Origin of the sequence: Scytonema sp. PCC 10023 (assembly GCF_963920835.1) — a bacterium.
Classification (GTDB): Bacteria; Cyanobacteriota; Cyanobacteriia; order Cyanobacteriales; family Nostocaceae; genus Kalymmatonema.
Genome location: NZ_CAWUDP010000083.1, coordinates 15,468 through 42,326, shown reverse-complemented (window position 1 = coordinate 42,326; position 26,859 = coordinate 15,468). Strand labels below are relative to the sequence as shown.

24 protein-coding genes are annotated in these 26,859 nt (G+C 43.7%); 11 read left to right on the top strand and 13 right to left on the bottom strand.

Annotated elements, in window-relative coordinates; all coding sequences use genetic code 11:
- Nucleotides 1–303 precede the first annotated feature (303 nt).
- A complete protein-coding gene (locus ACM0OZ_RS35890; RefSeq protein WP_414587606.1) occupies nt 304–492 on the bottom strand; it encodes a helix-turn-helix domain-containing protein in 189 nt (62 codons plus the stop codon).
- A 60-nt stretch (nt 493–552) separates the two neighbouring features.
- Here ACM0OZ_RS35890 and ACM0OZ_RS35885 point away from each other — a divergent pair, with 60 nt between their 5' ends.
- Together ACM0OZ_RS35885 and ACM0OZ_RS35880 are read left to right on the top strand one after the other, a co-directional pair.
- A complete protein-coding gene (locus tag ACM0OZ_RS35885) occupies nt 553–726 on the top strand; it encodes a hypothetical protein (RefSeq protein ID WP_414587605.1) in 174 nt (57 codons plus the stop codon).
- 174 nt (nt 727–900) lie between these two features.
- On the top strand, nt 901–2,046 hold the full coding sequence (locus ACM0OZ_RS35880; protein ID WP_414587610.1) for a SpoIID/LytB domain-containing protein: 1,146 nt from the start codon (nt 901–903) through the stop codon (nt 2,044–2,046).
- 117 nt (nt 2,047–2,163) lie between these two features.
- Here ACM0OZ_RS35880 and ACM0OZ_RS35875 read toward each other — a convergent pair whose 3' ends face one another.
- The gene (locus ACM0OZ_RS35875) at nt 2,164–3,459 is read right to left on the bottom strand and encodes a hypothetical protein (protein ID WP_414587604.1); all 1,296 of its coding nucleotides are present in this window, start codon (nt 3,457–3,459) and stop codon (nt 2,164–2,166) included.
- A 256-nt stretch (nt 3,460–3,715) separates the two neighbouring features.
- On the opposite strand from ACM0OZ_RS35875, the gene ACM0OZ_RS35870 reads away from it, so the two are divergent.
- Nucleotides 3,716–4,195, top strand: a complete 480-nt coding sequence (locus ACM0OZ_RS35870) for a hypothetical protein (RefSeq protein WP_332996469.1) — start codon at nt 3,716–3,718, stop codon at nt 4,193–4,195.
- A 5-nt stretch (nt 4,196–4,200) separates the two neighbouring features.
- On the opposite strand, the gene ACM0OZ_RS35865 is transcribed toward ACM0OZ_RS35870, so the two are convergent.
- On the bottom strand, nt 4,201–4,455 hold the full coding sequence (locus tag ACM0OZ_RS35865; protein WP_414587603.1) for a hypothetical protein: 255 nt from the start codon (nt 4,453–4,455) through the stop codon (nt 4,201–4,203).
- Between the two features lie 309 nt (nt 4,456–4,764).
- Between ACM0OZ_RS35865 and ACM0OZ_RS35860 the strand changes: the two genes are divergently transcribed.
- Entirely contained in the window at nt 4,765–5,388 is a 624-nt protein-coding gene (locus tag ACM0OZ_RS35860) for a superoxide dismutase family protein (protein ID WP_414587602.1), read from the top strand.
- Nucleotides 5,389–5,455: 67 nt separating this feature from the next.
- Here ACM0OZ_RS35860 and ACM0OZ_RS35855 read toward each other — a convergent pair whose 3' ends face one another.
- Both ACM0OZ_RS35855 and ACM0OZ_RS35850 read right to left on the bottom strand, forming a co-directional pair.
- Nucleotides 5,456–6,373, bottom strand: coding sequence for a histone deacetylase (locus ACM0OZ_RS35855; protein WP_414587601.1), 918 nt, complete (start codon nt 6,371–6,373; stop codon nt 5,456–5,458).
- A 48-nt stretch (nt 6,374–6,421) separates the two neighbouring features.
- Nucleotides 6,422–6,640, bottom strand: a complete 219-nt coding sequence (locus tag ACM0OZ_RS35850) for a hypothetical protein (protein WP_414587600.1) — start codon at nt 6,638–6,640, stop codon at nt 6,422–6,424.
- Nucleotides 6,641–6,824: 184 nt separating this feature from the next.
- Here ACM0OZ_RS35850 and ACM0OZ_RS35845 point away from each other — a divergent pair, with 184 nt between their 5' ends.
- The 4 genes from ACM0OZ_RS35845 to ACM0OZ_RS35830 all read left to right on the top strand — a co-directional run bounded on the left by ACM0OZ_RS35845 (nt 6,825) and on the right by ACM0OZ_RS35830 (nt 13,033).
- Nucleotides 6,825–8,129, top strand: a complete 1,305-nt coding sequence (locus ACM0OZ_RS35845; RefSeq protein WP_414587599.1) for a chloride channel protein — start codon at nt 6,825–6,827, stop codon at nt 8,127–8,129.
- Nucleotides 8,130–8,324: 195 nt separating this feature from the next.
- A complete protein-coding gene (gene gyrA, locus ACM0OZ_RS35840) occupies nt 8,325–10,907 on the top strand; it encodes a DNA topoisomerase (ATP-hydrolyzing) subunit A (RefSeq protein ID WP_414587598.1) in 2,583 nt (860 codons plus the stop codon).
- Nucleotides 10,888–12,543 (top strand): apolipoprotein N-acyltransferase, encoded by a 1,656-nt coding sequence (gene lnt / locus ACM0OZ_RS35835; protein ID WP_414587597.1) that lies wholly within the window; start codon nt 10,888–10,890, stop codon nt 12,541–12,543. Before gyrA ends, lnt begins: the two co-directional genes overlap by 20 nt.
- Before the next feature lie 160 nt (nt 12,544–12,703).
- A complete protein-coding gene (locus tag ACM0OZ_RS35830) occupies nt 12,704–13,033 on the top strand; it encodes an ABC transporter permease (protein WP_414587609.1) in 330 nt (109 codons plus the stop codon).
- 29 nt (nt 13,034–13,062) lie between these two features.
- On the opposite strand, the gene ACM0OZ_RS35825 is transcribed toward ACM0OZ_RS35830, so the two are convergent.
- The 7 genes from ACM0OZ_RS35825 to folK form a co-directional block, all read right to left on the bottom strand.
- Complete coding sequence (locus ACM0OZ_RS35825) at nt 13,063–13,953, bottom strand: effector-associated domain EAD1-containing protein (RefSeq protein WP_414587596.1); 891 nt, start codon at nt 13,951–13,953, stop codon at nt 13,063–13,065.
- A 36-nt stretch (nt 13,954–13,989) separates the two neighbouring features.
- Nucleotides 13,990–16,191, bottom strand: a complete 2,202-nt coding sequence (locus ACM0OZ_RS35820) for an effector-associated domain EAD1-containing protein (RefSeq protein WP_414587595.1) — start codon at nt 16,189–16,191, stop codon at nt 13,990–13,992.
- 516 nt (nt 16,192–16,707) lie between these two features.
- Nucleotides 16,708–17,769, bottom strand: coding sequence for an L-histidine N(alpha)-methyltransferase (locus ACM0OZ_RS35815; protein WP_414587594.1), 1,062 nt, complete (start codon nt 17,767–17,769; stop codon nt 16,708–16,710).
- A gap of 53 nt (nt 17,770–17,822) precedes the next feature.
- Nucleotides 17,823–18,752 carry an alpha/beta fold hydrolase gene (locus tag ACM0OZ_RS35810; RefSeq protein ID WP_414587593.1) on the bottom strand — a complete coding sequence of 310 codons (930 nt, stop codon included), beginning with the start codon at nt 18,750–18,752 and terminating at the stop codon, nt 17,823–17,825.
- A gap of 149 nt (nt 18,753–18,901) precedes the next feature.
- Complete coding sequence (locus ACM0OZ_RS35805; protein ID WP_414587592.1) at nt 18,902–19,111, bottom strand: hypothetical protein; 210 nt, start codon at nt 19,109–19,111, stop codon at nt 18,902–18,904.
- A 54-nt stretch (nt 19,112–19,165) separates the two neighbouring features.
- Complete coding sequence (locus ACM0OZ_RS35800) at nt 19,166–19,738, bottom strand: NUDIX hydrolase (protein ID WP_414587591.1); 573 nt, start codon at nt 19,736–19,738, stop codon at nt 19,166–19,168.
- Between the two features lie 87 nt (nt 19,739–19,825).
- Nucleotides 19,826–20,314, bottom strand: a complete 489-nt coding sequence (folK, locus tag ACM0OZ_RS35795; RefSeq protein ID WP_414587590.1) for a 2-amino-4-hydroxy-6-hydroxymethyldihydropteridine diphosphokinase — start codon at nt 20,312–20,314, stop codon at nt 19,826–19,828.
- A 587-nt stretch (nt 20,315–20,901) separates the two neighbouring features.
- Here folK and ACM0OZ_RS35790 point away from each other — a divergent pair.
- The 3 genes from ACM0OZ_RS35790 (at nt 20,902) to ACM0OZ_RS35780 (ending at nt 26,699) form a co-directional block, all read left to right on the top strand.
- On the top strand, nt 20,902–23,397 hold the full coding sequence (locus ACM0OZ_RS35790; protein ID WP_414587589.1) for a transglycosylase domain-containing protein: 2,496 nt from the start codon (nt 20,902–20,904) through the stop codon (nt 23,395–23,397).
- A gap of 377 nt (nt 23,398–23,774) precedes the next feature.
- Nucleotides 23,775–24,872 (top strand): AI-2E family transporter, encoded by a 1,098-nt coding sequence (locus ACM0OZ_RS35785; RefSeq protein WP_414587588.1) that lies wholly within the window; start codon nt 23,775–23,777, stop codon nt 24,870–24,872.
- A gap of 309 nt (nt 24,873–25,181) precedes the next feature.
- Complete coding sequence (locus ACM0OZ_RS35780; RefSeq protein ID WP_414587587.1) at nt 25,182–26,699, top strand: rhomboid family intramembrane serine protease; 1,518 nt, start codon at nt 25,182–25,184, stop codon at nt 26,697–26,699.
- Here the strand turns inward: ACM0OZ_RS35780 and ACM0OZ_RS35775 are convergent.
- Nucleotides 26,696–26,839, bottom strand: coding sequence for a hypothetical protein (locus tag ACM0OZ_RS35775; RefSeq protein WP_414587586.1), 144 nt, complete (start codon nt 26,837–26,839; stop codon nt 26,696–26,698). The two genes, ACM0OZ_RS35780 and ACM0OZ_RS35775, sit on opposite strands and share 4 nt — an antisense overlap.
- Between the last annotated feature and the right edge of the window lie 20 nt (nt 26,840–26,859).

Here is a 26,859-nt window from a genome sequence, read left to right as displayed (position 1 = left end):
GTCCGCAAAGCTTCATCGAGCTTGCGATACTGGCTATCTGTTCCTTCCAACTTGGTTTCGTATACTATCATCAGACAATCTTACCACGACTTATATATGGTAAGACAGCGAGAAGAACTCGCTTGTTCCGCATTTGTCCCCTAAAAAATTGGCAGCCTTCAAACAACGAGTACCCGTGTGCACCGACAGATCAACAATAATAAGGCTGCCAATTTTTTTCGTGTAAGACCCCGTGACCACGAAGACAGAGATTGTCAAAACCTCGACTGCACCCCGCCCTGTTTCTGTCACACAGAAAATTGGTTAAGGTGCGTCTCGGTTTTCACCGTCGTCCGCAACTACCGCCAACTGGGTACAGTATGGCGGGAGCCTTCTCTCCGAACTAGGTAAAGAGAGTCCAAAGTTGTAGACAAATCTAGCAAATCCTGCACATCCATGAAGCTTAGTCTTTTCTTTGTTATTGAGTTTTAACTCTAGCTTTAGGGAGTACATTTGCTTTGCTTTTTTGCTACACTATCTAGTATACTAGAAATCAAAATCAAAATACAAAACATGACTATAAAGTTTAGACCACAGGGAAATGAAGCTTTAGACAAGATTCCTTTTCAGGTGAAAGTAAGACCTGGACTGAGGGAAAGGATAAAAGCAATACCAGGGTGGCAACCTTTATTAAGAGAAAAATTAGAACAATGGGTAGAAGAGTGGGAGCGAAATATACAAAAATGAGCGAATTGTTAAATGATTTGACTACTTAGTAACACGTCTCGGTTAGGGACAAGCCGCATCTGCTCGTGGATGGAGTTGTTGAGCTATCATTTGATGGAGTTGAAATCCTATCTTACAGGAAACTACTACAAAAGCGAGCGTCAAGCGTACACGAGTGTAACTATAATTGTCAGCATGAAGTTCCAACTGTTCCTAGCATCTTTATTTTCCCATATCAAAGGACGCCATTGGTGGCTTGGTATCGTTATCTGGATAGCTCTGGTTGCCCCAGCTCAAGCATCTGTCATCCTCCGCGTGGCAATTGAAAGAGACGTTAAACAGGTAAAAGTCGGTAGTTCTACAACTGCAGTTGTCAAGGATAGCAGCGGTCGTACTCTGGGACAGTTGCCAGGAATGAGTGCTTATTATGCCCAAGCGGTTCCTGGTGGAGTTGCTTTGGATAAGTGGCAATCTAATCTATTTTGGGTTGAGCCATCAGGAAAGGGATTCGTTTATATAGGCGATCGCTGGTATCGGGGCAGAACTCTTGTTGTTCCGTCAGAAAAAGGCTTATCTGTCGTTAACTGGGTTGATTTGGAAGAATATCTCTACAGTGTAATCGGTGGCGAAATGGACTCCAGGTGGCCCTTAGAAGCCTTAAAAGCTCAAGCGATCGCTGCCCGTACATATGCTCTTTACGAGCGCGAAAAACAACGCAATAATCCCATTTACGATTTGGGTGATACACCGGATCGTTGGCAAATTTACAAAGGCGTCAGCAGTGAATCTCGTACCACCTTAGCCGCAGTGGATGCTACAGCCGGGAAAGTACTGACTTATAGAAATAGGGTTATTCTTTCTGTGTTCCACGCGTGTTCTGGCGGACACACCGAAAACTCAGAAGATGTTTGGGGAAGTCGCGAACCATACCTGCGTGCTGTTCCAGACTTTGACCAAAATATCAGCGAATGCAACTGGATCAGAACTTTTTCTCCTACGGAAATCAGCGCCCAAATTCCGGAAATCGGCAATGTGAAGCAAATGATTCCTGAGAGTACATCACCTTTCGGAAGCGTCACATCTCTGAAAATTGTCGGCGATAAAGGCGAGAAAGTCCTCAGGGGCGAGGATGTGCGTACAGCTCTAAAGCTAAAAAGTACCCGTTTTAACGTCAGCAACGGGAATGGAGGCTTTACACTCAGAGGACTTGGCTATGGTCACGCTTTGGGCATGAGCCAGTGGGGAGCCTACAATCTAGCAAAGCGGGGATACAATCACCTACAAATTTTGAATTACTACTACAAAGGCGTTGCTTTAGCGCCTATTCAGGTTAAGAAATAGCCGAAGATGAGGGGATGAGGAGGATGAGGAGGATGAGGAGGATAAGGGGGATGAGGAGGAAGTTATTTCTTTGCTCTTCCTTGTCTCACTCCCTCACTCCCTCACTCCCTCACTCCCTCATTCCCTCCGTCCCTCACTCCCTCGCTGCAGGCGTTTTTGCCATTCAGCGTCAATTTGTTCAGAACGTTCTACTTCCTGTTCTAATAAGTCAGTTTCGGTAGAGTAGACCAAATCTTCATCACCAAGGACTTTTTCTTTTGCAAACTGCTGAGCATAAGCTATTTTTTGCTGCAAAACAGAGTCTGCGCTTGCAAGTTGTCTTGCACGGGATAGGCGATCGCGGTTGCGTTCAGCAATTTTGCTATTGCGCCACTGGATCCAAAAATACCGTATTAACGGGACAACTAAGAAACCTGTTCCGTAAGCTAATAATACCCAATAAATGCCGTGGACAAAAGCGACAAGTCCACCTACTTGGGCGGCGATCGTACCATCTCTCAACAAACTTAAGAGCACTAATGCGCCGACAAAATTTGCTACACCCAACCCTGCACTTAGCAGAATTTGTCCTGAAGTTGCCGCACTAAATCGCCAAGGAAATTCCTCCAAATAAGCTGAAAGAGGCTGACGGTACTTTTTGGTAGCACTCACCTGCAACTCTGGGAAGTAATAAACAATCTGCCCATCAGGACTCACCTTGGGTTGCCCGTTAAACCGAGTCAGAACGGGCAGCATATAATCTTCGTACTCTTTTGCTGAACCTTCTCCAATATTATCTAGATATGGTGCAATTTGTTCCGCGACTACGGCACCTCGGTTGTTACGAATTACCGTAGCAATTTCTTGCCAACGGCGTTCTTCTAACTTGGTATTGGGATTGCCATCGCCAAACAAAAACGAAAATACAGCTTCAAAGAAATTCAGATTGCTTTTCTCCCGCCGTCTTTCTCTCTGACGGGTGTCATAATCTGGGCTAAGATACCAAAATAAATCTGGGAAAAAGAAAAAACCACCAGTAAAATTGTCACCCCTATCGTTGCTATCGCGGTCTGAGTTGGCAGCAGTGATGATTAAGATAATGGTGATAGTTATCAGGGCGATGGAAACAATTAAGAAAATTCCAAAGGAAATCCTAATTAGGTAAAACAGAATGCCCCAAAGCTTTTTCCACCATTCCTGCAACCGTAATTGCAAATACTTGTTACGTAAAATTGCTCGAAAGTTTTTTGGAAATAAGTAAACAATATCACCTGTATCAGAGACTTGTAAATGTCCGCCAGCTTCAGTTGCAAGGGCTAATAACCCTTGATTTGCCAGCGCAACATTTAATCCAGCCTGAGTTGCCACGTCTCCAACAGTGACGCGGTAACCTAATTGTTCCACAGCTTGCATGATGGTGGGATTGGGAGCCATCGCTCTTCCCTCGCAGCGAAAAATAATCCTACTTCTTCCAGTATAAAGTTTGATTTTTCAGAACAAAGATAGTTAATTCTGCACTCCTGATCAGAGTGGAGCGCTCTAGTTAATTTCCTCAAAAAAGAAAAACTCTCCCGCTCCTGTTTAACAAACGGTTATTCTTGCATTGTTCATCATTTGCTGGTTTTACAGCTTGATTTCGCGTTAAGATTATTACCCTGGCTTGGTTTACTAGCAAATTTTCTGCTTAATTATGGTTCAGTACACTCTTGCTCAAAGCCCAGAAATCATCCTCTCTGTTCCTGGTAAAGATTCAGCCAAAGCCCGTGAAAAAGCAATGGATCAGTTGATGAAACTGATGGATGAAGGTCAGTTACCTACGGAACTGGAAGATGGATTTGGTCCTCAACAACTTATTGAAGTCAAAGAAACGTCAAGCGAGACCGCTAGCGATGAGGACGCCATTACACAGGCTGTCCAGATTTTGAGCAACCTAGCCACCCTCAAGTTGAAAGTGCAGGAGTCACGCACTGAAGCGATGGAAGTTCGCAAGGCGGTTGACGTTTTATTTTCAGATAAATCTGTGACTGAGGAGGAAATTACTCGCCTGAAGGAAGGTTTTAAAGTTCTCAAAAATTATGCCCAAGCTAATCTGCGTTATCAAGAAGCAAGAGCAAAAGCAGAACAGGCTCGACAGGTGCTAGATCAGGCTTTGAAATCTCCTGAGAAATAGCTTGATCATTTGACCGAGGTTAATCGCGGATCGCTTCCCGGTGCATACATCTGTGTGCTTAAGGTGTGGTCAAAACCTGTTGATGGAATGGACAAGGGAGACAAGGAAGACAGGGTGTATTTTTGTGCTAGCCAACTACTTACAACGCTTTTCACATGATTAGACCACAAATCGTAGGGGAGCCAGTGCTCGACTAGGGTTTCCCGGCAGCCACGCATCTGGCGTTGGGCATTGCCCCTAAAAGCCCATGTGATGCACATTTAAGGTATTGGTGAGCAATGCCACCTTAGCTGAAAACCGGTGTATGACCACACCTGTGTGCTTATCTACAGACGATGATTATCACCAAGCCTGTCGCTAAGTTGTGCTTGGTTAAACATTGAGCCTGGCACAAGATAAAGAACAAAGTTTGCTGCTACGAACCCTCAGCTAAGATACATTAGCTGGTAAAATTTAAAACACGTTTTGTCAACTTTTTCAATAGGTAAGTTCTACAATATTATTTACTTAACAAGACACCTGCGGAATGTAGAATCTACTTAAGTGATTTTTTATTACCGCAGGAAGTCATGGTCATCAAGTTTTCGCAGTTCAAATCTTTATTTTTCTTTGGGATAACCTTTTGCATAGTGCTGGTTTGCGGACTCGCATTCGGGCAAGTCAGCTTGGCTCAAAGTTCGCTTGGAGCAAGAGCCGATTTTGTAGGTACAGACATTACCGGCACCTTAACTCTGACGCAGCAAGAGAATGGGTTAGTGAGGATTCGAGGTAGGATTCAAGGCAACCCGGCAACACTGACTCCCGGTTTGCACGGACTGCATATTCATAGTGTGGGTGTGTGCGAACCCGATGCCCAACCTGCTTTTAGCACCAGTGGTGGACACTTTGACCCTGGTCCTTTTGGTTCGGAAGTTCCTGTGGAGGCAAACCATCCGTACCATCTCGGTGACTTGCCAAATTTGGTGGTGGATGAACACGGATACGCAACGTACAATGCATTGACCAGTCGAGTCACCCTAAGTGAAAGTCCCACTACCTTGTTTGACAACAATGGTAGTGCAATCATCATTCACCAGTTAACTGATCAACAGAAAGCTGGCGGGACGGCAGCAGAAGCTGGCGGGGGACGAATAGCCTGTGGAGTTGTGACTCGCGACGATAGCGCTAGATCATCAGAGAATAGGTCATCTTGATGTTGCAAAAAGTTGGGTTATTTGACTGTTTACGCCTAGGTGCATAGTTACGTTTTTGACTGAATTTTCACGCAACGCAGCGCTCAATTGTTGCTAACACTGATTTGGCAAGTGCGTCAAAATCGTAACCCCCTTCCAAGCCAAACAAAATTTTACGAGTTATTTCCAGACAATAATCTGTGAATAAACCATAATCTTGCGGTTGCAAATTTATACTAGCTAAGGGGTCATCGGCGTTGGCGTCGTAACCTGCACTCACAATCAGTAAATCCGGCTGAAAGTTCGATAGAAAAGGCACAACCTTGGTTTCAAACACTGGTTGGTATATTCCGATATCGCTGCCAGGAGGAAAAGGCAAATTTAGGACATTGTTATGAAACCCTCGCTCTGTATAATGTCCAGTACCTGGATAGCAGGGGTACTGATGCAAAGAACAGTAGGCGATTTGTGGGTGATTTTCTACGATCGCCTGCGTACCATTTCCGTGATGCACGTCCCAGTCAAGAATGGCGACACGGTGAATTCCTGGTTGTTGCAAAGCATAAAGAGCAGCGATCGCCGCATTAGAAAATAAGCAAAACCCCATTCCTGCATCACTTTCGGCGTGATGTCCTGGTGGACGCGCCAGCACAAATGCTGGTTTGCCAGTTCCTAGCACAGTATCAACTCCATCCAACCAAGCACTCACCGCCAACAAAGCAACATCATAACTGCGCCGGGAAACAGGCGTATCTCCATCCAAAGAACCGCCGCCAGCAAGAGCAATTTCTTGGAGTTTTTTGATGTAGCGTTGCGTATGTGCTTGTGACAACACAGACATGAGAGGGCGCTTGTCGGGTGGAGTGGGTAAGCGCCATTCAATGTGTTGTGCAAACTTAGCACCTTTTAGGGCGGTGGCGATCGCCGTTAGCCGTTCTGGTTTCTCTGGATGAAAAGACCCAGTTTTATGATCCAGAAACTCTTCGGAATAAATGACGCTTAACATAGGGCGAGTAAATTGGGCAGCTAGATACTGAATGAAATTGTATCCTTACTACTCTTTGCTGAATCCAATCATTTCATCAGTTGGTTCATCAAGCATGTCCGGTACTACTGCTTGGTTTCCCCTAATTTCATCTGGTGATAAACCAAGCAATACATCATCCATTTTTGGCGGATGCTTAATTTTGTCAAGCATCTCCGGGCTTAATTGCGATTCATCGCTTGGTGGATTTGTCTTTTCGGCTTGATTAGGAGTTGTTTCGCTAGACATGATTATTTACCCAACCTTACACGCCTCAGCTTAAACTCTCCTGTTGCGTTGCCCACACTATCTTGGGGCTTAAATTGAGGATGCTCCCATCAGGGAGCAGTTCTTGAGATGAGGAAGATGAAAGTAAGCATAAAAATTGTAAAATTTTTGTAACTTTCGTTTCATTTAGACAGGAAAATCAGCAGTGCTACCAAACAAGCGCCCCTCCACAGAGCAAACTCAACGTTGGACATTCTCTCAGCTTTTTGGACGAGCAAGGCGTAATCCTTTCATGATTTCGCGCTGGGTTTTACGCTGGGTTGTTGTCGGAACTTTTTGTGGTTTATTTGCTGGGCTGTACTGGAATGTCCTAGAACTCATGATTCATGGACTCCAAAAATTTCAGGGTCCTACTCTCCTGTTCCTGATGCCACTGGCTGGTTTAATTATCGGTGTGGTGATTCATTACCTTGGGAATCCTGGTGAAATTGGCGTCATCGTAGATAACATCCATTTTCAGGGCGGACGCTTGGATGCTCGCAAAAATCCCTCAATGATTCTTGCTTCCCTAGTCAGCATATCAGCAGGCGGCAGTGCTGGACCAGAAGCTCCACTGGTACAGGTTACAGGTTCGTTTGGCACTTGGGTTGCTAACCGTTTAAGACTCGAAGGTGAAGACGTTAGATCTATGAGTTTGGCGGCGATGGCTGCGGGCTTTACTGCTTTGTTTGGCGCACCTCTTGGCGGTGCTATGTTCGCCTTGGAGATTTTGCACCACCAGCATATTGTGGAGTATTACGAAGCCCTGATGCCTGCTATTGTTTCGAGTTGCGCTAGTTATCTCGTCTTTGCAGCAATTACACATTTGGGGATTGCACCCACTTGGCATTTCCCTCAGTATCACCTAGATAGCATTGATGATTTTGCCGTAGCTATCATGTTTGGGATTGTCGGGGTCGTGGCAGGATGGATTTTTATGGGTATTTTTCGCGGATCTGACCGAGTTTTTGCCTTGATTGGTGGACCAATTTATTTACGCACAACCATAGCAGGACTGGGACTGGGCATTTTAGCAACTGTTTTACCTCTCACCCGTTATTTTGGACATGAGGAGTTAGATGAGGTTGTCAATCAAAGCTTTCCTGCTCTTTTCTTGTTTGCGCTTGCCTTGGCTAAAATGGCTGCCATCAGCATGACTGTCACAGGTGGATGGCGCGGTGGATTTATTATTCCCCTATTTTTCACTGGTGCTTGTATCGGCAAAGCAGTTGCAGCGCTGATTCCTGGACTTAATCCTACCCTGGCAATGATTTGTACGATGGCAGCTATCAATGCAGCGGTGACGCGCACACCCATAAGTACGACCTTGCTGCTGTCAAAATTGACCAACTTTAGTCCCTTGACTCCAATCCTGTTTGCCAGTTTGATTGGATTTTTTCTGGCTCCTAAAGCCCCTTTTATTGCATCTCAACTTAAGTCTGGGCAAGAAGCACTCATCGGTCATGAGTAATTAGTTATTAACTAGCAGTTAACAGCTTAAAAACTGTTTATTTTCACTGTTAACTGTTCATGGACAAGCCAAAAAACAGCAGTATATGTTAAAATTGTATCAAATAACGGTAATTATTCAGCAATAATTGGGAACATTTTTGCTCTTTTCTCAGTATAACGGCTAAAATTTGCAATTTTTGGAGTTTTTTAGGTTATGACAACCTCTCAGGAGAGGATTATCCCAACAGATCTGCGGATTGAGATGTCCCGGTCATATCTGGAATACGCGATGAGCGTAATTGTAGGTCGGGCACTACCAGACGCCAGGGATGGTCTGAAACCTGTGCATCGTCGCATTCTCTACGCAATGCATGAACTAGGGTTGAGCGCTGATCGCCCCTTTCGTAAATGCGCTCGTGTGGTAGGGGAAGTGTTGGGTAAATATCACCCGCATGGCGACACAGCAGTCTATGACGCTTTGGTACGGATGGCGCAGGATTTTTCCATGAGATCTCCCCTGATCGCAGGACATGGAAACTTCGGTTCGGTAGACAACGATCCACCAGCGGCAATGCGATACACAGAATGCCGTTTGGAAGCTTTAACCAGCGATGCTCTTCTGCAAGATATCGAATCGGAAACAGTCGATTTCATCGATAACTTTGATGCTTCACAGCAAGAACCTACAGTCTTGCCAGCACGTATCCCGCAGTTGCTGCTCAATGGTTCCTCTGGGATTGCGGTGGGTATGGCAACCAACATCCCCCCGCATAACTTGGGTGAATTGATTGATGGGTTGGTAGCACTGATTGAAAATCCAGAAATAACCGACATTCAGTTAATGCAGTATATCCCCGGACCTGACTTTCCTACTGGAAGTCAGATTCTAGGGACGACAGCAATTAAAGAAGCTTATACCACCGGGCGCGGTTCAATCACCATGCGCGGCGTGGCTACAATTGAAACTATTGAACAACGGGGACGCCCTGACAGAGACGCAATTATCATCACCGAATTGCCTTACCAAACCAATAAGGCGGCGTTGATTGAAAAAATTGCCGAGATGGTGAACGAAAAAAGGCTAGAGGGAATTGCCGATATTCGGGATGAAAGCGATCGCGATGGGATGCGAATTGTTATCGAACTTAAGCGCGATGCTTATCCCCGTGTCGTCCTCAATAACCTCTACAAGCAAACACCCTTGCAAGCCAACTTTGGGGCGAATATGCTGGCGCTGGTGAATGGCGAACCGCAGATACTCACCCTCAAGGAGTTTTTGCAAGTCTTTTTGGATTTCCGCATTGAAGCCATTACCAGACGCACCCGTTACGAACTGCGGAAAGCCGAAGAACGCGACCACATACTGCAAGGCTTATTGATTGCCTTAGCACACTTAGATGAAATTATTAACTTAATTCGCCATGCTTCTGATGCGCCGACGGCAAAAGGGGAGTTAATCACAACCTACGGGCTTTCGGAAGCGCAAGCAGATGCGATATTGCAAATGCAACTGCGGCGTTTAACCGCTCTAGAAGCAGACAAAATCCGCTCCGAACACGAAGAATTACAAGCAATCATTGCTAACTTGCAGGATATCTTGGCACGGCGAGAGCGGATTTTAGAAATCATTCAAAACGAAGTCACGCAACTCAAACAGAAACACGCCACACCGCGCCGCACGGTGATTTCACCTCTTGAAGGAGAAATTGATGAGCGTGATCTGATAGCCAATGAAAAAGCTCTAATTCTGCTGACTGAGCAAGGTTACATCAAACGAATGCCAGTCAGTACCTTTGAAGCGCAAAGCCGTGCAACCAGAGGTAAAGCAGCAGCCAAAATCAAAGAAGATGATAACGTTGAGCATTTCTTGACTTGCTGCGACCATGACAGCATTCTATTTTTTAGTCAACGAGGTGTTGTTTACTGCCTGAAAGCGTATCAAATCCCCGTTGGTTCTCGTACCAGTCGCGGCACACCAATTGTGCAAATGCTACCCATTCCCAAAGAGGAGAAAATCACCTCGATTGTCCCTGTTGACGAGTTTAGCAGCGATGAATATTTGGTCATGCTTACCAAGGGCGGCAATATCAAGAAAACCGAGTTAGCAGCGTTTAGCAATATTCGTGCCAACGGCTTGATTGCCATATCCTTAGAAGAAGGCGACCAACTCCGGTGGGTACGACGCGCCAGAGTAGAAGACAGCGTGATTATTGGTTCGCGTCAGGGTATGGCAATTCACTTTAGATGCACCCACGAACAACTGCGTCCCCTGGGACGGGCAACTCGTGGCGTAAAATCGATGAAATTGCGTAAGGGTGATGAACTGGTGGGAATGGATATTCTGCCCGCTGCGATTCTTGCCACTTTAGATACAGACACAGAAGCGGAAATCGAGGAAATCGAAACAGAAGAAATTGAAAATGAAGAATCCACAGAAGTCCCAGGCAACGGCAGTACTGGTCCTTGGGCGTTGGTGATTACAATGGGAGGATACGGCAAACGCGTCCCAGTTGCCCAGTTCCGCCTGCAAAATCGCGCCGGTCAAGGTCTAACGGCAACCAAATTCAAAAATCGCAAAATCAAAGACCAACTGGCAACTCTGCACATTGTCAACAGCGACGATGAAATTATGATGGTGACCAGTCGCGGTATCATCATTCGTCAGGCAGTGAATGCGATATCAGTACAATCGCGATCAGCAACTGGGGTGCGAGTGCAACGCCTTGATGAAGATGACGTAATCACGGGAGTGGCGATCGTTCCCCCCGATACTGGTGATGCAGCAGAGGCAGAGTAAGAAGCTGAGTCCTGCGGACAGGCTGCGCCAACGGGAGCAACAGAAGCAGGGGGAGAGGTTTACAATCTTAATCCCCTACTTGATTGCTCTATTTAGTGGTGTTTTGATGGGGTTGACCGTCGCACCTTTCGGCGCGTGGTTATTAGCGTGGATTGCCCTTGCTCCCCTGTGGGTATTAGTTGTGAGTTCTTCTGCACAACGGAAACACTCATTCCCCCCTATCCCCCTATCACTCGCTTGGGGTATTGGTTATCACGGCGTTGCCTTATCCTGGATTACGGGGATTCACCCGATGACTTGGATGGGGGTTCCTTGGTTGGCGAGTTTAGCGATCGCTCTCTTTTGCTGGGTATTCATCAGCCTTTGGGGAGCTGCGTTAGTTGCGAGTTGGGCGATCGCGATGCGAGTGTTTTGCCGTTCCATCCACAACGGATTTGTTCGCGTCCTCATTGGTACAGCTCTATGGTGCGCTTTAGAAGCTCTTTGGAGTGCCGGACCTTTGTACTGGAGTTCACTTTCTTACACTCAAAGCCCGCATAATCTCGCAATTTTACACCTAGGTCAACTTTCTGGACCTAGTGCGGTGACAGCGGCTATTGTTGCCGTGAATGGCTTGATTGCTGAAGCTTTTATAAACCGCAGAGACGCAGAGAGCGCAGAGAAAAACTTTATTTTCTCCTCTGTGTCCTCTGTGCCTCTGCGGTTCTTTTATTTCGGAAGCGCTGTAGCGTTATTTATCACTCTCCATCTCATTGGTTTTGGTTTATACAGCCGTCCTCTAGCCCAATTACCACAAGCAGCCCTGAAAGTGGGGATTGTTCAGGGAAATGTCCCCAACGAAATCAAGCTTTATCCTGAAGGTTTTCGTCGTGCTATTGAAGGCTACACCAGTGGATATCTAGCCCTAGCTGATCAAGGTGTAGATGCAGTGCTAACTCCAGAAGGCGCTTTGCCTTTTTTCCAGGATGCCATTATGGGAAGTTCTTTGGTAACAGCAGTGCGAGAAAAAGGCGTGGTTGCTTGGATTGGCGGTTTTTATAAACAAGGAAGCAGCTATACAAATAGTTTATTTGCGATCGCTGGCGATGGTGAGATAAAAAGCCGCTACGGCAAAGCAAAGATGGTTCCAATTGGGGAATACATTCCGTTTGAATCAATTTTAGGCGGTATCATTAGCCGTTTATCGCCTTTGGACGAACATCAAGTTCCAGGCTCGCCAAATCAGGTATTTGACACGCCTTTTGGTCGCGCTATTGTTGGTATTTGTTACGAATCTGCTTTTTCTGGGCAATTTCGCCGTCAAGCTGCTGCGGGTGGGCAATTTATACTAAGTGCTTCCAATGATGCCCATTACAGTGCAGCTATGCCCGCTCAGCACCACGCACAGGATATCATGCGGGCGATAGAAACTGATAGATGGGCAGTGCGGGCAACAAATACAGGATATTCAGCTTTTGTGAATCCGCACGGCAAAACAGTGTGGATATCTGGACATAATACGTACGAAGTGCATACAGAAACAATTTATCGACGGCAAACTCAGACTTTATACGTACGTTGGGGTGATTGGTTGACACCGTCATTGTTGGCAGCGGGAACGTTAGCATGGTGTCTCATATCATGTCCGGTTAATTAGTTATGATTGCCACGTTAACTGCACCCCACCCCTTAATCCCCTCCCCGCAAGCGGGGAGGGGACGTGAAGCGTAGCTTTACGGGGGTGGGGTTCTTAGGGTAATGATAAGTATTCAACCGGACTTGATATCATGATTCGTCATGCCATCTGAAGTGTAGGTATTGCTAATATTACGATCGCCTCTGTTTTGGAACGCATCGAAGAAATTGGCATTCGCCGCGCACTTGGGGCTACTCAATTTGAGGTTATGGTGCAATTCATCCTGGAAGCACTCCTTTTGAGCATTTTTGGTGGTACCTTGGCGATTATCAGCGTGCATGGCTTAACCCAGACAGCAACCACAGTCATCATCCAAGCCCCCTATCAGTTTTCTCTGCGTAATGTTGCCTTGTCAATGGGAGCTGCTGTTGCGGTAGGGGTGGGTTCTAGTTTCTTGCCGGCACTCAAAGCCACCAAGATTGATATCATTGCTGCATTGCGGAGTGATTAAAGCCACCTGTTTATTGCTTTATACATCTCTCATCTTTTTTTCAAAACTGGTATTGACCCTTGTGAGAGATTTTCCATCTCAATGGCAACCATGCCTTCATCAAAGGCTCGTTGAAACAAATCTTGATTATTGACAATTTTATAACCCAGTCCATCATAAAATCCTTTAGCAAACTCAATCGCCGCACTGTCTTGGATTGGATTATTCATCCCAATCGCATAATCAATGTATTGGCTAATTGCTACAGCAGGTTTTTCTGAATAACAAGCGTTAAGCAGTACACATTTAACATAATCAGCGTGTAACTTAAACAGAGATGCTAAACTACATGGTGCAACTGGCTTATTGTTTCCTCCATCATCCTCTAAGACTAAACTGCCATCTTCCATTCCATGTCCACAAAAATGAACAATTTGAGGTTGTTCTTCTGCAATTGCATGACGAATATCTTGAGGACGTACAGCGGTTTTAACTTTAATTTCAAACAAATCCCGTTTTACTGCCCGTTTAATAGCTTCTTCTATTTCCCGAATTTCTTTATCCAAACGTAATCTATCAGGAATTGCTGCCAAAATCAATATTTTTTGCTGTTGAGTACTTTGCTCTGGGTGAATGTTAAGTGAGGGAACTTTATGTGATTCCGGAGATTTCATTGGGAACAGTTCTTCAGCAATAACAATTAAGAGCGGGTTCCCAGAATTAAACCTACGTGCTGCATAAACTAAATCTTCAACCCATCCCTGAGCTTCTGCTATTTTTATTAAATTAAATACAATATCTTGTAAACTATTACCACCAGCTATAGTGTCTAAATTTTTATCTAACTCAAACGCTAACATTTGCTCCAGAGATGCTTTGTCAGGAAAAGCATCATTTAAAGCTTCTAATAGTTTTTTACGTTGCAAACCAGATAATTTCATATTTTTTATTACTTATACTAAATATCATCTATATTTTTAATCCCGCTCAAACTCCATGTAGGCGAAGTGGTCTTGCACCATTTTGTGAATGAAACGATAGCGCCCACCCACACGTTGAAGGAATAAACGCTCTGTACCGTAATCAAGGAAACGGGCATAGTTCCAGGGAATGTAACCGTTGAAGTAAAGGATTAGCCGGAGTGAGAAATGTTGAATACAACTACTTCCACCATATCTCATCCCAGAAGTCAGCCCAAAAATCATCCCAGAAGCCAGTCCAAAAATCAGCCCAGAATTCAGCCCAGAAATCCGCCCTCCCATCAGCCCAAAAATCAGCCCTACAATCAGCCCAGAAATCAGCCCTACAATCAGCCCAGAAATCAATGCCATCAAAACAGCATTAGTGGCAGTTTTCCAAATACCTTGATTAGGTTTTTTTTTAGTTTCTACAACTGGCTCAGGCTCCCCAGAAATCAGCCCTTCAATCAGCCCTCCTCCCATTAGCCCAAAAATCAGCCCATTAATCGACCCAGAAAGCACAGAAATCAGCCCAAAAATCAGCCCATTAATCGGCCCATTAATCAGCCCAAAAATCAGCCCAAAAATCAGCCCAAAAATCAGCCCATTGTCTAGCCCTCCCATCAGCCCTCCCATCAGCCCTCCCATCAGCCCAGTAATCAGATGATAAATGAATTCTTTTTTTGTATTTTTGAAAAAAATAACATTTTCAATAAGTTTTATTTGTTGTATTTGGAGTGGAGATATCCAAGAATTCAGCCCTACAATCAGCCCTACAATCAGCCCTACAATCAGCCCTACAATCAGCCCAAAAATCAGCCCATTAATCAGCCCATTAATCAGCCCATTAATCAGCCCATTAATCAGCCCATTAATCTTTCTATAGTTTCTTATTTGAGACGGATCCCTTAACAAGTAAGGCTGTATTTCTTCAATTAAAAATTCAGTTTTAGATTCTCTTTCTAACTGCTGAGCTAACCAAACAAGCCACATTCGAGTTTGTCTATTACGAGGAGGATTTTTCTTAGCGTATGCTTTATTGCGAATTTCACGGTTCAACATTCGGATTACATAGACATCTAATAAATGCTGAATCCTGTCAGTGGTAGATGATAACTGCTGCCATCTGTCAATGGATATTCCTGGAAAAGCTAAAATACTAACACTAAGGAAAAAAGGTGTTCTGATTAACTCTAGTAAATTTAAGTCATTATGGATTGTTCGCTGTAAGTCTGTACAGTTAACTTTATTGAGATAATCATCAATTTGATTATTAGTTAGAGGCTGTAAATAGATTGCTCCGTTGAGAAGAAGCTTCGTAGAATGGTTGCCGTATTCTTCGCTACGGCTACAAACAACTAGATGGGGATATCTATATTCTTGCAAGAATTGGTTAATAGCGTTAATGCAAGGTTCCTGAAGTGTTGAATTTACTTCATCTAAACCGTCTAGTAGAGGTAGAAGTTGCTGATTTTGTAACCATTCTTGTCCAAGTGGTTTTGGGACACTATATTTAAACTGGAGTTCAGCAATCAACCAATCAATAATTGATTGGTCTTGATCTTGCCAAGAAGAAAGGTTTAACAATACTGCAATAGGATAATCTGGTTGTTCTTCAGCTCGTGTAATTAAATCTTGTGCTAATTCTAATTGTGTAGTTGTCTTACCTGATCCAGGCTCACCCAAAATTAACAACTTACCTACAATTTTAGAGTCGGTAAAAACATCAATGATTTTGGTAGTATCAGGAATAGATTCAGGAGGCTTTACTCCGATTTTGACTTCAGCATCCCAAGGTCGCTTTACCCGTTCTGGTTGTAACTCCTTTCCAAGTTCAATAAGTACTGCTTTATGTAGAGACTGTTCTAGCCGTGAGTTAACTTCAAGCTTAACAGCTTTCAATAAATCTCTTCGTTTCTTTTGCTGTTGTGTAGAAGGTATAGCCGCAGAACCCGTTAACAGTTCTTGGGCAACAGTTCGCAACTTTGGGTTCCCTGGATTCCTGTCATGGGCAGCACGAACTAGGTCTTTAACCCATCCCTGAGCTTTTGCTGTTTCTATTAAATTAAATACAATATCTGTTAAAGTATTACCACCTGCTATTGCGTCTAAATTTTTCTCTAACTCAAGCAATAACATTTGCTCTAGAGATGCTTTGTCAGGAAAAGCATCAATTAAAGCTTCTTGTAATTTTCTACGCTGCTCACCAGATAACCTCATATTTTTTATCCAAGCTGCTTTACCCCGTCACTACTTAGCTGCTTTGTTTCCACCAACACTGTTAGATCCAGATTTAGATGAATAAGTCTCATTTACAACCAATTATTGCTCAACTAATTCAGAAATGACTTTACTCATCTTGAAACCACGGATAGCGCAAGCTGCGTGAAATCTCTTTTTTATGTCATCTGCGATACTAATGGGCTAGTACAAATATGAGGTTGTATATAAATCTGACTTTTCACGCCATGTGGAAAAATCAACGAAAAACCTAACCCCCTAGCCCCCTTCCCTACTAGGGAAGGGGCTAAGGTAAAAGCCTCTCTCCTTGTAGGAGAGAGGTTTGGAGAGAGGTTCTCCACATCCCATGAAAAGTAAGGTATATAAATAGTATTTACACAACAAAGCTACAAATGTATAAGATGTAATTCCGGATAAATATTAGTCATTGGTTATGGGAATTTGAAAATAATGCCCATTGGTGCATTCGTATTTAATGCAAACGGCTGTAAAGGCTTAGTTACTGGCAACCTTACAAATCACCATGATATGTGAGAAATATTTATTAGTACTATAGTGGACGAGTTGTAGTCCAGCTCGTTCTATTTCTTGCAGAAGTTTAGGTATTTCGTACTTGTGATGTCTCCAAATAGTTATCTCTTCACCTTCAGAGATTTCAATATTCTTATCTATTTCCATAAAATTGAAATTTATAGTATAGCCCTGACGGAGTTTCATATTCGCAACTACACTATCTGTTTCTAAATCATACTTTCTCACAAGTTCACAATCTTGCGATCTAATCCCAATCTTGTTTTTAATCCATGCATAGACTTGTTCTGCATGATACTTGCAGCCACCTCTCACTGTTCCATCCCATTGAGAGTTAGAACCAATTTCGTTAGTGAACACCAGAAAATCATTCTTCTCCATGCTGTCTCTAAAGTTTTTGAGTACTCCATTTCTATTTTGATGATTGCCAATTGTCACACCTAAGTGTAAGAATATTTTTGCTGTATCGTCAGTTTCAAGGCTAGTCTGATTTTTTAACCAATTTTTTGGTATACAACGATTTTCTATGTCAAGTGTGTAACTTTTATACTCTATTAGTGGAAACCACTTACTAAAATTTTTACTGGATAAATTCAGTAATTCTTCGCTAATATCTAAGGCAATATATTTATTAATTTTACCTAATTTATTAAGTCTACCAATGAATCTTTTGACAGGATATGAATTTCCTGCTCCTACATCTATAACACTGACTTTCTCACAATTTTGATGATTGCCATTAATGTATTCAAAATTCTTTTTTAAAAGGTCAATTTCTACATTTGATGTCCGATACCATGTAGGAATAATATATTTTTGATAAAAATCATCCCAAATTTTTGCGCCTCTACCTTTGTAAGAATACTTTAGAGGTATTTCTCGTCTGACTTCTAATGCATGAATTATCCCTAAAACTTCTTCTTCAGAAAAAATAGAGTAGAACTCAGAACTTGGCTTTGCTGTGCGACTGATAGGAGATTGGCTCTTTGAGGGAAGTTGTGAATTGCTATTAAAATTTTTAGCCATTGTTCTTGTTATAACGGTGAAATACAGAAGTTACGCATAAAAATGACTGCTTTCTAAGACATTGGCAATGTGCTTTTAGAGTGAAACACATTGAGAAATCTTAAGTAATTTGCAGTTGCCTCCTCTGAATTTTCTATTAGCAGCAGATGTCCTGCCTTTGGTAATCGGATCACTTGGCTTCCAGGAATACAGCGTTGCAGCCGATCAGCTCCACGAATGTCGTAGATCTTGTCTTCTGTGCCCCAAATAGCAAGAGTCGGTAGCTGAGTTGATCGCCCCTGACAGAGAACGTCATCGTACAGGTTCACGATGTCCCAAACCTGTTGATAGTGACGGTTACGAGTGATGTAGTCGTTCACTTTCTCTGTTTTGACAGAATCAGGGATGGTGGGAGCCGTGACAAACAGCAGGCTAATTTCCAGGTCAAACTGTTCTTTGGTGGTTGGAATAAAGGGGTTTATGCCGTCAAAGATGGCATTTCTGACGCTTGAAGCCCAATCAGTCACACCTAAAGGTGAACCGATAAAGGCAAGGCTACGCAACTGTTCCGGGTAACGCTGGCTGTAAAGGGTGGCGATCGCTCCTCCCATCGAACTCCCTGCCATATCAAACGAGCGAATTCCTAATTGATTCGTTAACTGGTGCAGCAGTGCAACCTGATTCTCCAGGGTATAGTCCCTCGTTGCGAACCCGGTGCTGTTACCATAGCCCGGTAAGTCGGGAGCGATCGCCCGATAGCCCGCAAGAGACAACTGACACATCATACTGTTCCACTGCTCTTTGTCTGCAAATAGTCCATGCAGCAGTAAGATCGGTTGTCCAGTGCCAACCTCGTTGTAGGACAACGTTCCATTGCTAATAGGGGCGGAACGGGTGGCGATCGCGCAGCCTGAAGCAGACGCTGGGCTATTCACAGCAGCATCACCCACCAATCTACATAGCACCAGAATGACCAAGATCAGCTGGAGGACGAGTTTTTTCATGCTTATTTTTTAGGGTTATGTTGCAAAAACTATTAAACGACAGAGCTTTCGTATCAATCAGCTCTTAATTATGCAACAACTCCCGATCCGAATTTCATCCCTGAATTCACCCGTTTAATAAAGCGGTGGTCTTGTTCAATTCAATAATGTTATAAACAAGCTGTGACAAAGCTGCTGACTAAAACTTTTGCCGTCCACAGTAGTTGAGATATGAGCTTTTCTACAATAGCAATGCTCATCTGCATATCCTCAGTATCGCCACCTGATCGGATTTTATGGCGGGGATGCTCTACGTATGCACTCAAATCCATGTAAACTATCATCTTCCTAGCATACAAAGAAGGCTGCAGTGTAAGCATCGCAACCGCCAATAGCAGCATAATCAGTGTAGTATTGAGTAGTATAAGAGTGTACTACTGTTCTACATTTGAATAAAACTGATTCAACAACGGACGAGCTAGGAAAAAGCTAGAAATTGATTTAGCATCTACAGGCTCTCCTTCCAGAATAGATTTTTCCAGTTCTTCTGGAGTGAAAAACACTATTTCTAAATCCTCGTCTTCGTCTTGTACTGGTGGTTTCTCCAGCTTTTCCAAATCTTGTGCTAAATAAGCATAGATGATTTCGTCAGAATACCCCGGTGCAAGGAAAAACTCTCCTAGTTTTTGCCACTTCTGGGCGCGGTAGCCAGTTTCTTCCTCTATTTCACGCTGAATCGTCTCTAGGGGGTCTTCGTTTGGTTCTAATGTACCAGCAGGAAACTCTAACACCCTTCCCTGAACCGCGAAACGATACTGGCGCACGAGTATTAGTTTACCTTCTGGAGTGACGGGTATAGCCAGAGCGCCACCTGGATGACGAACGCATTCCCATTCTCCCTCTACGTTGTTAGGTAAACGTAAGCGATTGACCTCAAAATTAAATTTGCGCCCTTTGTAGTACAAGCGCTCTTTCAGCAGCTGGGGTAATTCTCTACCTAATGGCATAATCGAATTCCATTGTTTAAAAAGACACAGACTAACACTTTCGGAGGATGTAAAAATCAGCGTTGTCTGTGTTTATGGTTGGTCAAATTAGTTGCTCACCAATCGGTGTACTTCAGAACAGTCTACCGCTTTAACCAACTGTTTAATAGCATACCCGGAAATTGGTTCTATCCAATCTGGAGCAATTTCCGCAAGTGGTACCAACACAAACGCTCGCTCCCGCATTCTGGGATGAGGAAGCTGTAAGTTTGGTGTATTCAAAATTAAGTCATCATATAACAACAAATCTAAATCTAGGGTGCGTGCTTCCCAACGTTGTTGTCGTACGCGTCCAAATTTATTTTCAATTTGTAACAAAGTTTTTAACAGCAACTGTGGTAACATATCGACCCGCAGTATTGCAGCGCCATTTATGTAATCTGGTTGTGGTGGTCCGACGGCTTTAGTTTTGTACCAACTCGATTTAGCTTCTAAGAGAATTCCCGGAGTTTGGGCTAAAGTTTCAATAGCGGCTTCCAAGATAGCACGAGAATCACCAAGATTACTCCCAAGAGCAATTGCACTACGAACATTCATTAAGCAACGTCTTTTGCTTTTTTGTTTCAAATTCTTTCTACAGTAGTATTGCTTGAAGCAATAATCAAATATAATTTTGTATAAAGAATAACGCAAAATTACAATAAAATTTTGCCAAAATGCCAAAATAAATATATTAAATTAATCATGAAGTGATAAAATATCACGAATGTGGCGCACTAATCTAAAAACTTTTTATGGCGGTTAGATTGCAACTGCTTGAAGTCAACGACTTCTAGTTGAGTACAATTCCCATCCGTAAAAGGCAGGGGCTTGTAGTTAACTCTAGTTGACCAGTTTCAGTCCATTGACGGGCTACGTTCAGAGCAAGTGTTTAAGTTCCTACTCCGGGATGCTTGCCAGTCCCGCGACCCTAGAACCAGATTGTTAAACGTCCGACAGAAGTTTAGGCAGTGCAACCTGGACAGTTACCGACTCTGAACATTAACGAGGCAAACGTTACCCGAAAGGGGTTTCCCGGAAACGGGAGCTAGGGATAAGTCTTACGGGCTACCTTTCCCGTCGGACTTCGTCCCCAGTCTTAAAAAGACGGGGCTTCCGCCCTTTGATTTTGGTGAGGAATTGACGTGGTTAAGTTTAGCTCGTGGTTCAAGGAACGACCAGCAAAGTCGAGTGACGCTGATAAGCAGAAACCAGAATCGCCGCCTGGTCATCAAAATAACAACGAAGAATCCACTTCGGAGACGACATCACCAATCAAGCGCTTAAAGCGAAACCAATTACTCAACCAGATACTCTCCAAACTTCCTGGCAGTAATAAACCGCTTTATCGTCGCTATTGGTTTTGGGCAGGGTTGGGTATAAGTGGTGGAATGATTGCTATAGGCTCTGGTATTGCGGCAATAGACCAAAGTCTACCCGATAAAGCTGAACTCAACGCGATTGTTCGAGAGCGTACACTGACTATTAAAGCTGGTGATGGAACGATCATACAACAGCAAGGCGAAGCAACTAGAGAACAGTTAAAGATAGAGGAAATACCAGATAAATTTAAGAAAGCTTTTATTGCTTCGGAAGACAGAAGATTTAACAAACATAATGGAGTTGATACCCAAGGAATTGTCAGAGCAGTTTTGAATAACGTGCGATCGCAAGACGTGGTAGAAGGTGGTAGTACAATCACGCAACAACTCGCAAGAATTCTCTTCCTGAAACAAGAAAAAACTGTCTGGCGAAAAGTCAAGGAAGCTCGTCTGGCACAGAAAATAGAAGAACAATTGTCCAAGGACGAGATTCTGGAACGCTACTTGAATTTGGTGTACTTAGGTTCTGGGGCTTACGGTGTCGCAGATGCAGCATGGGTTTACTATAGTAAATCTGTGGATGATCTGACATTAAGCGAAATGGCAACGATCGCGGCATTACCTCCCGCCCCAAATCGCTTTTCACCACAAGTGAATGCAGAAGCGGCAAAACAGCGGCGAAATCTGGTGTTGCAACGGATGCAGGAAGATGGATTTATTACAGCAGCCGAAAAACAAGCAGCGATCGCAGAACCAATCAACATCAAACCCAGTTCGCCTAAGCGATGGGAAGTAGAAGCTCCCTACTTTATCAGCTACATTCAAAAAGAATTGCCAAAGTATGTTTCCCCCGAAGCACTAAAAGCAGGCGTCACAGTGGAAACTAGCCTGAACTTGAATTGGCAGAAGGCGGCGGAAGCAACTGTTGCCAAAACGTTGCGAAATCAAGGTCGCTGGGAAAACTTTAAGCAAGCGGCTTTAGTTGCCGTTGATCCCCGCAGTGGTGAAATTAAGGCAATGGTTGGGGGGAAAGATTTTGGCAAGAACCAATTTAATCGCGTCACCCAAGCACAGCGTCAGCCAGGGTCAACATTCAAAGGGTTTGTTTATGCTGCTGCTATAGCAAGCGGGATCAGCCCCTATAACAGCTACCTCGATTCACCCCTAGTGATAGATGGCTATGAACCGAAAAACTTCGATGAGGGTTTCCGAGGTTGGCTGACGATGAGGGACGCCCTCACCAAATCAGTCAATATTGTTGCGGTGAGGGTGCTGATGAAAGTGGGTTTTGAACCAACCATCCAACTTGCCCACAAAATGGGGATTAAATCAGACCTCAAACCGATGTATTCCTTGGCGCTTGGTTCCGCAGAAGTTAATTTGCTGGAGTTGACCAGCGCTTATGGTTCGTTTGCAACTCAAGGTTTACACGTAGAACCTCATGGTATTACCCGCATTATTGACCGTGGAGGTAAGGTGATTTGGTCTGCTGACTTCAAACCGAAGCGGGCGATCGACGCTGAAAGTGCAGCTATCATGACTTGGATGCTCCGCAACGTGGTGCAAAATGGTACTGGTCGTCCTGCTCAATTAGATAGACCCGTTGCTGGCAAGACTGGTACCACTGATGAAGCCCGCGATTTATGGTTTATTGGGTATATTCCCCAAATTGTGACAGGGGTTTGGTTGGGTAATGACGACAACAAACCGACTTGGGGTAGCAGTGGTAGTGCTGCTGACACCTGGCATGAATTCATGGAAAAAGTGGTCAAGGAAATACCGGTTGAAAAGTTTCCTGAAAGACCCAAGCTAGAAGGTCGAAAAGGTACTATAAAGGCGAAACCTGTCAAGGCTAAGCGAATTATAAATCGCCCCGTTACCTCGAATGACCAGCAAGTTGATGAAGAAAATTCTAGCAGGTCATATAGACGACGAAGAAGTCAACAAGTAACTTCTGATGATAATAGTAGCGAGGAGACTTCATCTAGAAGACGCAGAAATAGGAGACGCTATTATCAACAGGAGCAGCAACAACAAGAGGAAACGTCAAGACCAAGAAGGCGCTACAGTCGTCGTTATCGTAGCGAAGAATCAAGTTCCAGTAGTGAGTCATCCTCACAATCCTCACAATCGTATCGTCCACGGCGACGGCGATATAGAACAGAAGAATCCAATTCTTCAACTCCAAGAAGAAGTAGGCGACAGTATACACCTCCTGCAACCAACTCCTCGCCCTCCTCAGGTTCTTCAACTCCAACACGTTCTTGGCGGGAAAGACTCAGACCGACGCCATCCTCAGAAACAAGTCCTGAGGGCTAAAGCCGGGACGGGGTGATGGGAAGAGTACAAGAATTTCTCTTGTACTCTTCCTACTACCCATCATCCCCAATGCGGTTTGGATAAGATAATTTACTTACTGACAACTGGCAACCTGTAGAGACTGTACTGTACGGTCTCTACAGGTTGTGAAATTCAAGAGCAACAATCCTTAACTGAAGCGTATTGGTTCAACAGTGTGCCGTAACTGGGTAAGAGATGATTCGCTTTCTTCAACAACAATGGTTGGCTATGGACGGCAAGATTATCAAAAGCACTATCTGAGCGTCTCTACCAAGTGCTTTGTAATTAATTAGATTTATTATTATAAATGAACTTTGCCCAAATTACAATTTTTGACCCTTTAATGACTCTTTAATATGGATATTTCACTTACCAAACTACTGCAATGGTTAATTTTGACACTACTGTTTCCACTAGTCTTTCTTAATGGCTGGCTAGCGGTTCAAGTTTTTCAATATTTTCAACCTCTATTGACAACTTTTCTTTTAGCCGCTCTACTTGCCTTCATTTTGAATTATCCTGTTTCGATTCTCCAAAAACGGGGAGTGAAAAGAAATTATGCAGTTACATTAGTTTTTATATCAACTTTGATCATTATATTTGCTTTAGGAATGACTGTGTTTCCTATTATTTTAGATCAGTTTAATGAAATGGGGAAAGTACTTCCTCAATGGATTGATTCTAGTGAGCAAAAATTCCAGATTCTTAATCATTGGTCAGTTAGCCACGGCTTAAAGGTTAATTTCGATCAGATATTTACTCAAATAACCAATCACTTACCTAATGAATTGGAATATGTGGTGGATAAACTTTTTAGTATTGTGATAGACACCATTGATAGTATTTCCGAAGCTTTAATTACAGTCGTGCTAACTTTTTATTTGTTAATCGATGGTGAGAGAATTTGGGACAGTTTATTTAAAAAGTTGCCCTTAAGTTTTGGTCAGCAGTTGAGGCAATCAGTTCAGCAGAATTTTCAAAATTACTTAATTGGTCAGGTAGCTTTGGCTTTCCTAATGGGGATTTCACTAACTATAGTGTTTCTAGTTTTTCAGGTTCAGTTTGCTTTAGTCTTTGGTTTGGGAGTAGGGATTTTGAGCTTAATTCCCTTCGGTGATGTTGTTAGTCTTGCGGTAGTTACCCTCATCATAGCGTCACATGACTTTTGGCTAGCCGCAAGGGTTTTAGCTGTAGCTGTTGTCATTGACCAATTAATTGACCAGGCTATTGCTCCGAGACTGTTGGGCAGTTTTACAGGACTTAGACCAATATGGGTTTTAATTTCTTTGCTAGTCGGAACCTACATTGGTGGAGTCTTGGGGTTGCTGATTGCTGTACCTGTAGCTGGTGTCATTAAAGACGCGCTAGACGGTTGGCAAGTTCCTCCTGTATCCGGTTATTCCGACAATGCTGTTAAAGGTAAAGAATTACCAGAAATGCTAACAAATAAGTAGTTAGCGTCGCTGCATAGAGTGTGTTACGGCGCTAAGCAATGTTAATTGTAATTTTGATTGTTTTTTGCCCCACCCCCTCTCCTGCAACCAGAGGGGAGGAAGACTCTACTTAGCATTTTGTTTATAAAAATCTTTGTATGTCTTCGTAAACAGAGCAAGCACAGCTTTTGTATTAGTGTAATACAGGCATCCTGAAAAAGGAATCATAATAGTAATTGCTCTACAACCAGGGATTTCCTGATTGGTGTCAATCCGATGGATCTCAATCACATACTGATTTGGCTAGTGTGTCTATCATGCATCTCGACCATGATGAGTGCATCTCGTATTTCTGCTAAGAATAATCGTGGCTGGATTATAGTGTCAGGATTAATCTTGGTTGCAGTTGCAGTTTTGTTGTATCTGACTCCATCCCTGGGTGGCTTGATTGGTGCATGCTTGTGGGCGATTCTAGTCATCGTGCCCAACATTGGTAACAGGAAAGTTGACCAACTTATTGCTGAACAACGTTTTGGTCAAGCAAGCAGAGTAGCTAGCTTTATTTCCTGGCTTCATCCGTTAGATGGTTGGCGCGAGCAACCGAAATTGTTACACGCTATGGAATTAAGTCAGCGTGGAGCAATGGCTGAAGCTATTGCAATTCTAGACCGTTATCAAACTGCTACAACACCGACTGGTCGCTGTGCAACCGTCACCCTTTACCAAATGGATGCTCGTTGGGAAGAACTGCTGGTGTGGATACAGGATAACGTACCAGAAGCAGTATTGCGGAAGGATTTCGATATGCTGAGCGGCTACATAAGAGCGCTCGGTGAGACTGGCGACTTGAATGGTATGCTCGAAGCTTGGGAGCGCTATGAGGGTAGCCTGGAGAAAATACCTAACTTGAGAACGCGCGATTTTGCACGTATGTTGGTGCTAGCCTTTTGCGGTCAAACAGAACAGGTAGCAAGATTACTCAGTGGTTCACTGGCAAACTATTCAAACACCATCAAATTATTTTGGCTAGCAACAGTTGACCAAGCGGCGGGAGATGACCTCATAGCTCGTGAGCAATTTTTGAGTATAGCTGATAGCAGTGATGTTCGCATCCGCAACGCAGTAGCAAGGCGTTTGTCCAGTCCTGTGGTTGTAGCTGAATCAGTACTTACTGAGAAATCCCAACAGATTTTATCCAGAATTATTAGAGAAATGGAGTATGAGGCAACATATAGCGGTATCAGCTTGAAGCCACGTCATCCAATTGCCACATATTTAATTATCAGTTTGAATGTACTTGCCTTTGCTGTTGAGGTGAAACTTGGAGGTAGCACCAACGTTAATAACTTATACCGTTTAGGTGCGTTAGTGCCAGAAGAAGTTCTGACTGGAAGTTGGTGGCGCTTGTTAAGCGCCGCTTTTCTTCACTTCGGTTTCTTGCACCTATTACTAAATATGCTTGGTCTTTATTTATTTGGTCGCTTGGTGGAATTTGCCCTAGGAATACCGCGCTTTTTACTATTGTACTTCACTTGTGCAATTGGCTCAATGCTGGCTGTTACTTATATGTCAGTTATGGGCTATTCTCAAGCTGATTTTGTCGTGGGTGCATCTGGATGTGTAATGGGTCTTGTTGGTGCTTTTGCCGCTGTCTTATTACACGATTGGCTAAGGAAAAAAACGCGCCTAGCTGCTAGAAGTTTGCGAGGAATTTTGACACTTATTGTGCTGCAAGCCATCTTTGACAACACAACCCCACAAATTAGTTTTGTTGGTCATACTTCTGGGGTAATTATTGGCTTTTTGGTCGGGATGATTTTGAAGCAAACAAAATATCTAACTCGTTAGTACAATTTGAAAAATTGCGCTTGGGCGATGGGGTATGAGCGATCGCCCGTATAAGCTTCTTTGATAGCACAAAGCGTACTCAAGGCGATCGCCCGTGAGGGCACTCTCGCTCTGCGAAATCGCCCTTTGACATCAGACAAACATTACATTGGCACTGTAC

Bases quoted from the DNA above. Each gene is read 5' to 3' on its own strand.
- ACM0OZ_RS35890 (WP_414587606.1), bottom strand. From the start codon at position 492: ATGTACTCCCTAAAGCTAGAGTTAAAACTCAATAACAAAGAAAAGACT.
- ACM0OZ_RS35885 (WP_414587605.1), top strand. From the start codon at position 553: ATGACTATAAAGTTTAGACCACAGGGAAATGAAGCTTTAGACAAGATT.
- ACM0OZ_RS35880 (WP_414587610.1), top strand. From the start codon at position 901: ATGAAGTTCCAACTGTTCCTAGCATCTTTATTTTCCCATATCAAAGGA.
- ACM0OZ_RS35875 (WP_414587604.1), bottom strand. From the start codon at position 3,459: ATGGCTCCCAATCCCACCATCATGCAAGCTGTGGAACAATTAGGTTAC.
- ACM0OZ_RS35870 (WP_332996469.1), top strand. From the start codon at position 3,716: ATGGTTCAGTACACTCTTGCTCAAAGCCCAGAAATCATCCTCTCTGTT.
- ACM0OZ_RS35865 (WP_414587603.1), bottom strand. From the start codon at position 4,455: ATGTGCATCACATGGGCTTTTAGGGGCAATGCCCAACGCCAGATGCGT.
- ACM0OZ_RS35860 (WP_414587602.1), top strand. From the start codon at position 4,765: ATGGTCATCAAGTTTTCGCAGTTCAAATCTTTATTTTTCTTTGGGATA.
- ACM0OZ_RS35855 (WP_414587601.1), bottom strand. From the start codon at position 6,373: ATGTTAAGCGTCATTTATTCCGAAGAGTTTCTGGATCATAAAACTGGG.
- ACM0OZ_RS35850 (WP_414587600.1), bottom strand. From the start codon at position 6,640: ATGTCTAGCGAAACAACTCCTAATCAAGCCGAAAAGACAAATCCACCA.
- gyrA (WP_414587598.1), top strand. From the start codon at position 8,325: ATGACAACCTCTCAGGAGAGGATTATCCCAACAGATCTGCGGATTGAG.
- lnt (WP_414587597.1), top strand. From the start codon at position 10,888: ATGCAGCAGAGGCAGAGTAAGAAGCTGAGTCCTGCGGACAGGCTGCGC.
- ACM0OZ_RS35825 (WP_414587596.1), bottom strand. From the start codon at position 13,953: ATGAAATTATCTGGTTTGCAACGTAAAAAACTATTAGAAGCTTTAAAT.
- ACM0OZ_RS35820 (WP_414587595.1), bottom strand. From the start codon at position 16,191: ATGAGGTTATCTGGTGAGCAGCGTAGAAAATTACAAGAAGCTTTAATT.
- ACM0OZ_RS35815 (WP_414587594.1), bottom strand. From the start codon at position 17,769: ATGGCTAAAAATTTTAATAGCAATTCACAACTTCCCTCAAAGAGCCAA.
- ACM0OZ_RS35810 (WP_414587593.1), bottom strand. From the start codon at position 18,752: ATGAAAAAACTCGTCCTCCAGCTGATCTTGGTCATTCTGGTGCTATGT.
- ACM0OZ_RS35805 (WP_414587592.1), bottom strand. From the start codon at position 19,111: ATGCTTACACTGCAGCCTTCTTTGTATGCTAGGAAGATGATAGTTTAC.
- ACM0OZ_RS35800 (WP_414587591.1), bottom strand. From the start codon at position 19,738: ATGCCATTAGGTAGAGAATTACCCCAGCTGCTGAAAGAGCGCTTGTAC.
- folK (WP_414587590.1), bottom strand. From the start codon at position 20,314: ATGAATGTTCGTAGTGCAATTGCTCTTGGGAGTAATCTTGGTGATTCT.
- ACM0OZ_RS35785 (WP_414587588.1), top strand. From the start codon at position 23,775: ATGGATATTTCACTTACCAAACTACTGCAATGGTTAATTTTGACACTA.
- ACM0OZ_RS35780 (WP_414587587.1), top strand. From the start codon at position 25,182: ATGATGAGTGCATCTCGTATTTCTGCTAAGAATAATCGTGGCTGGATT.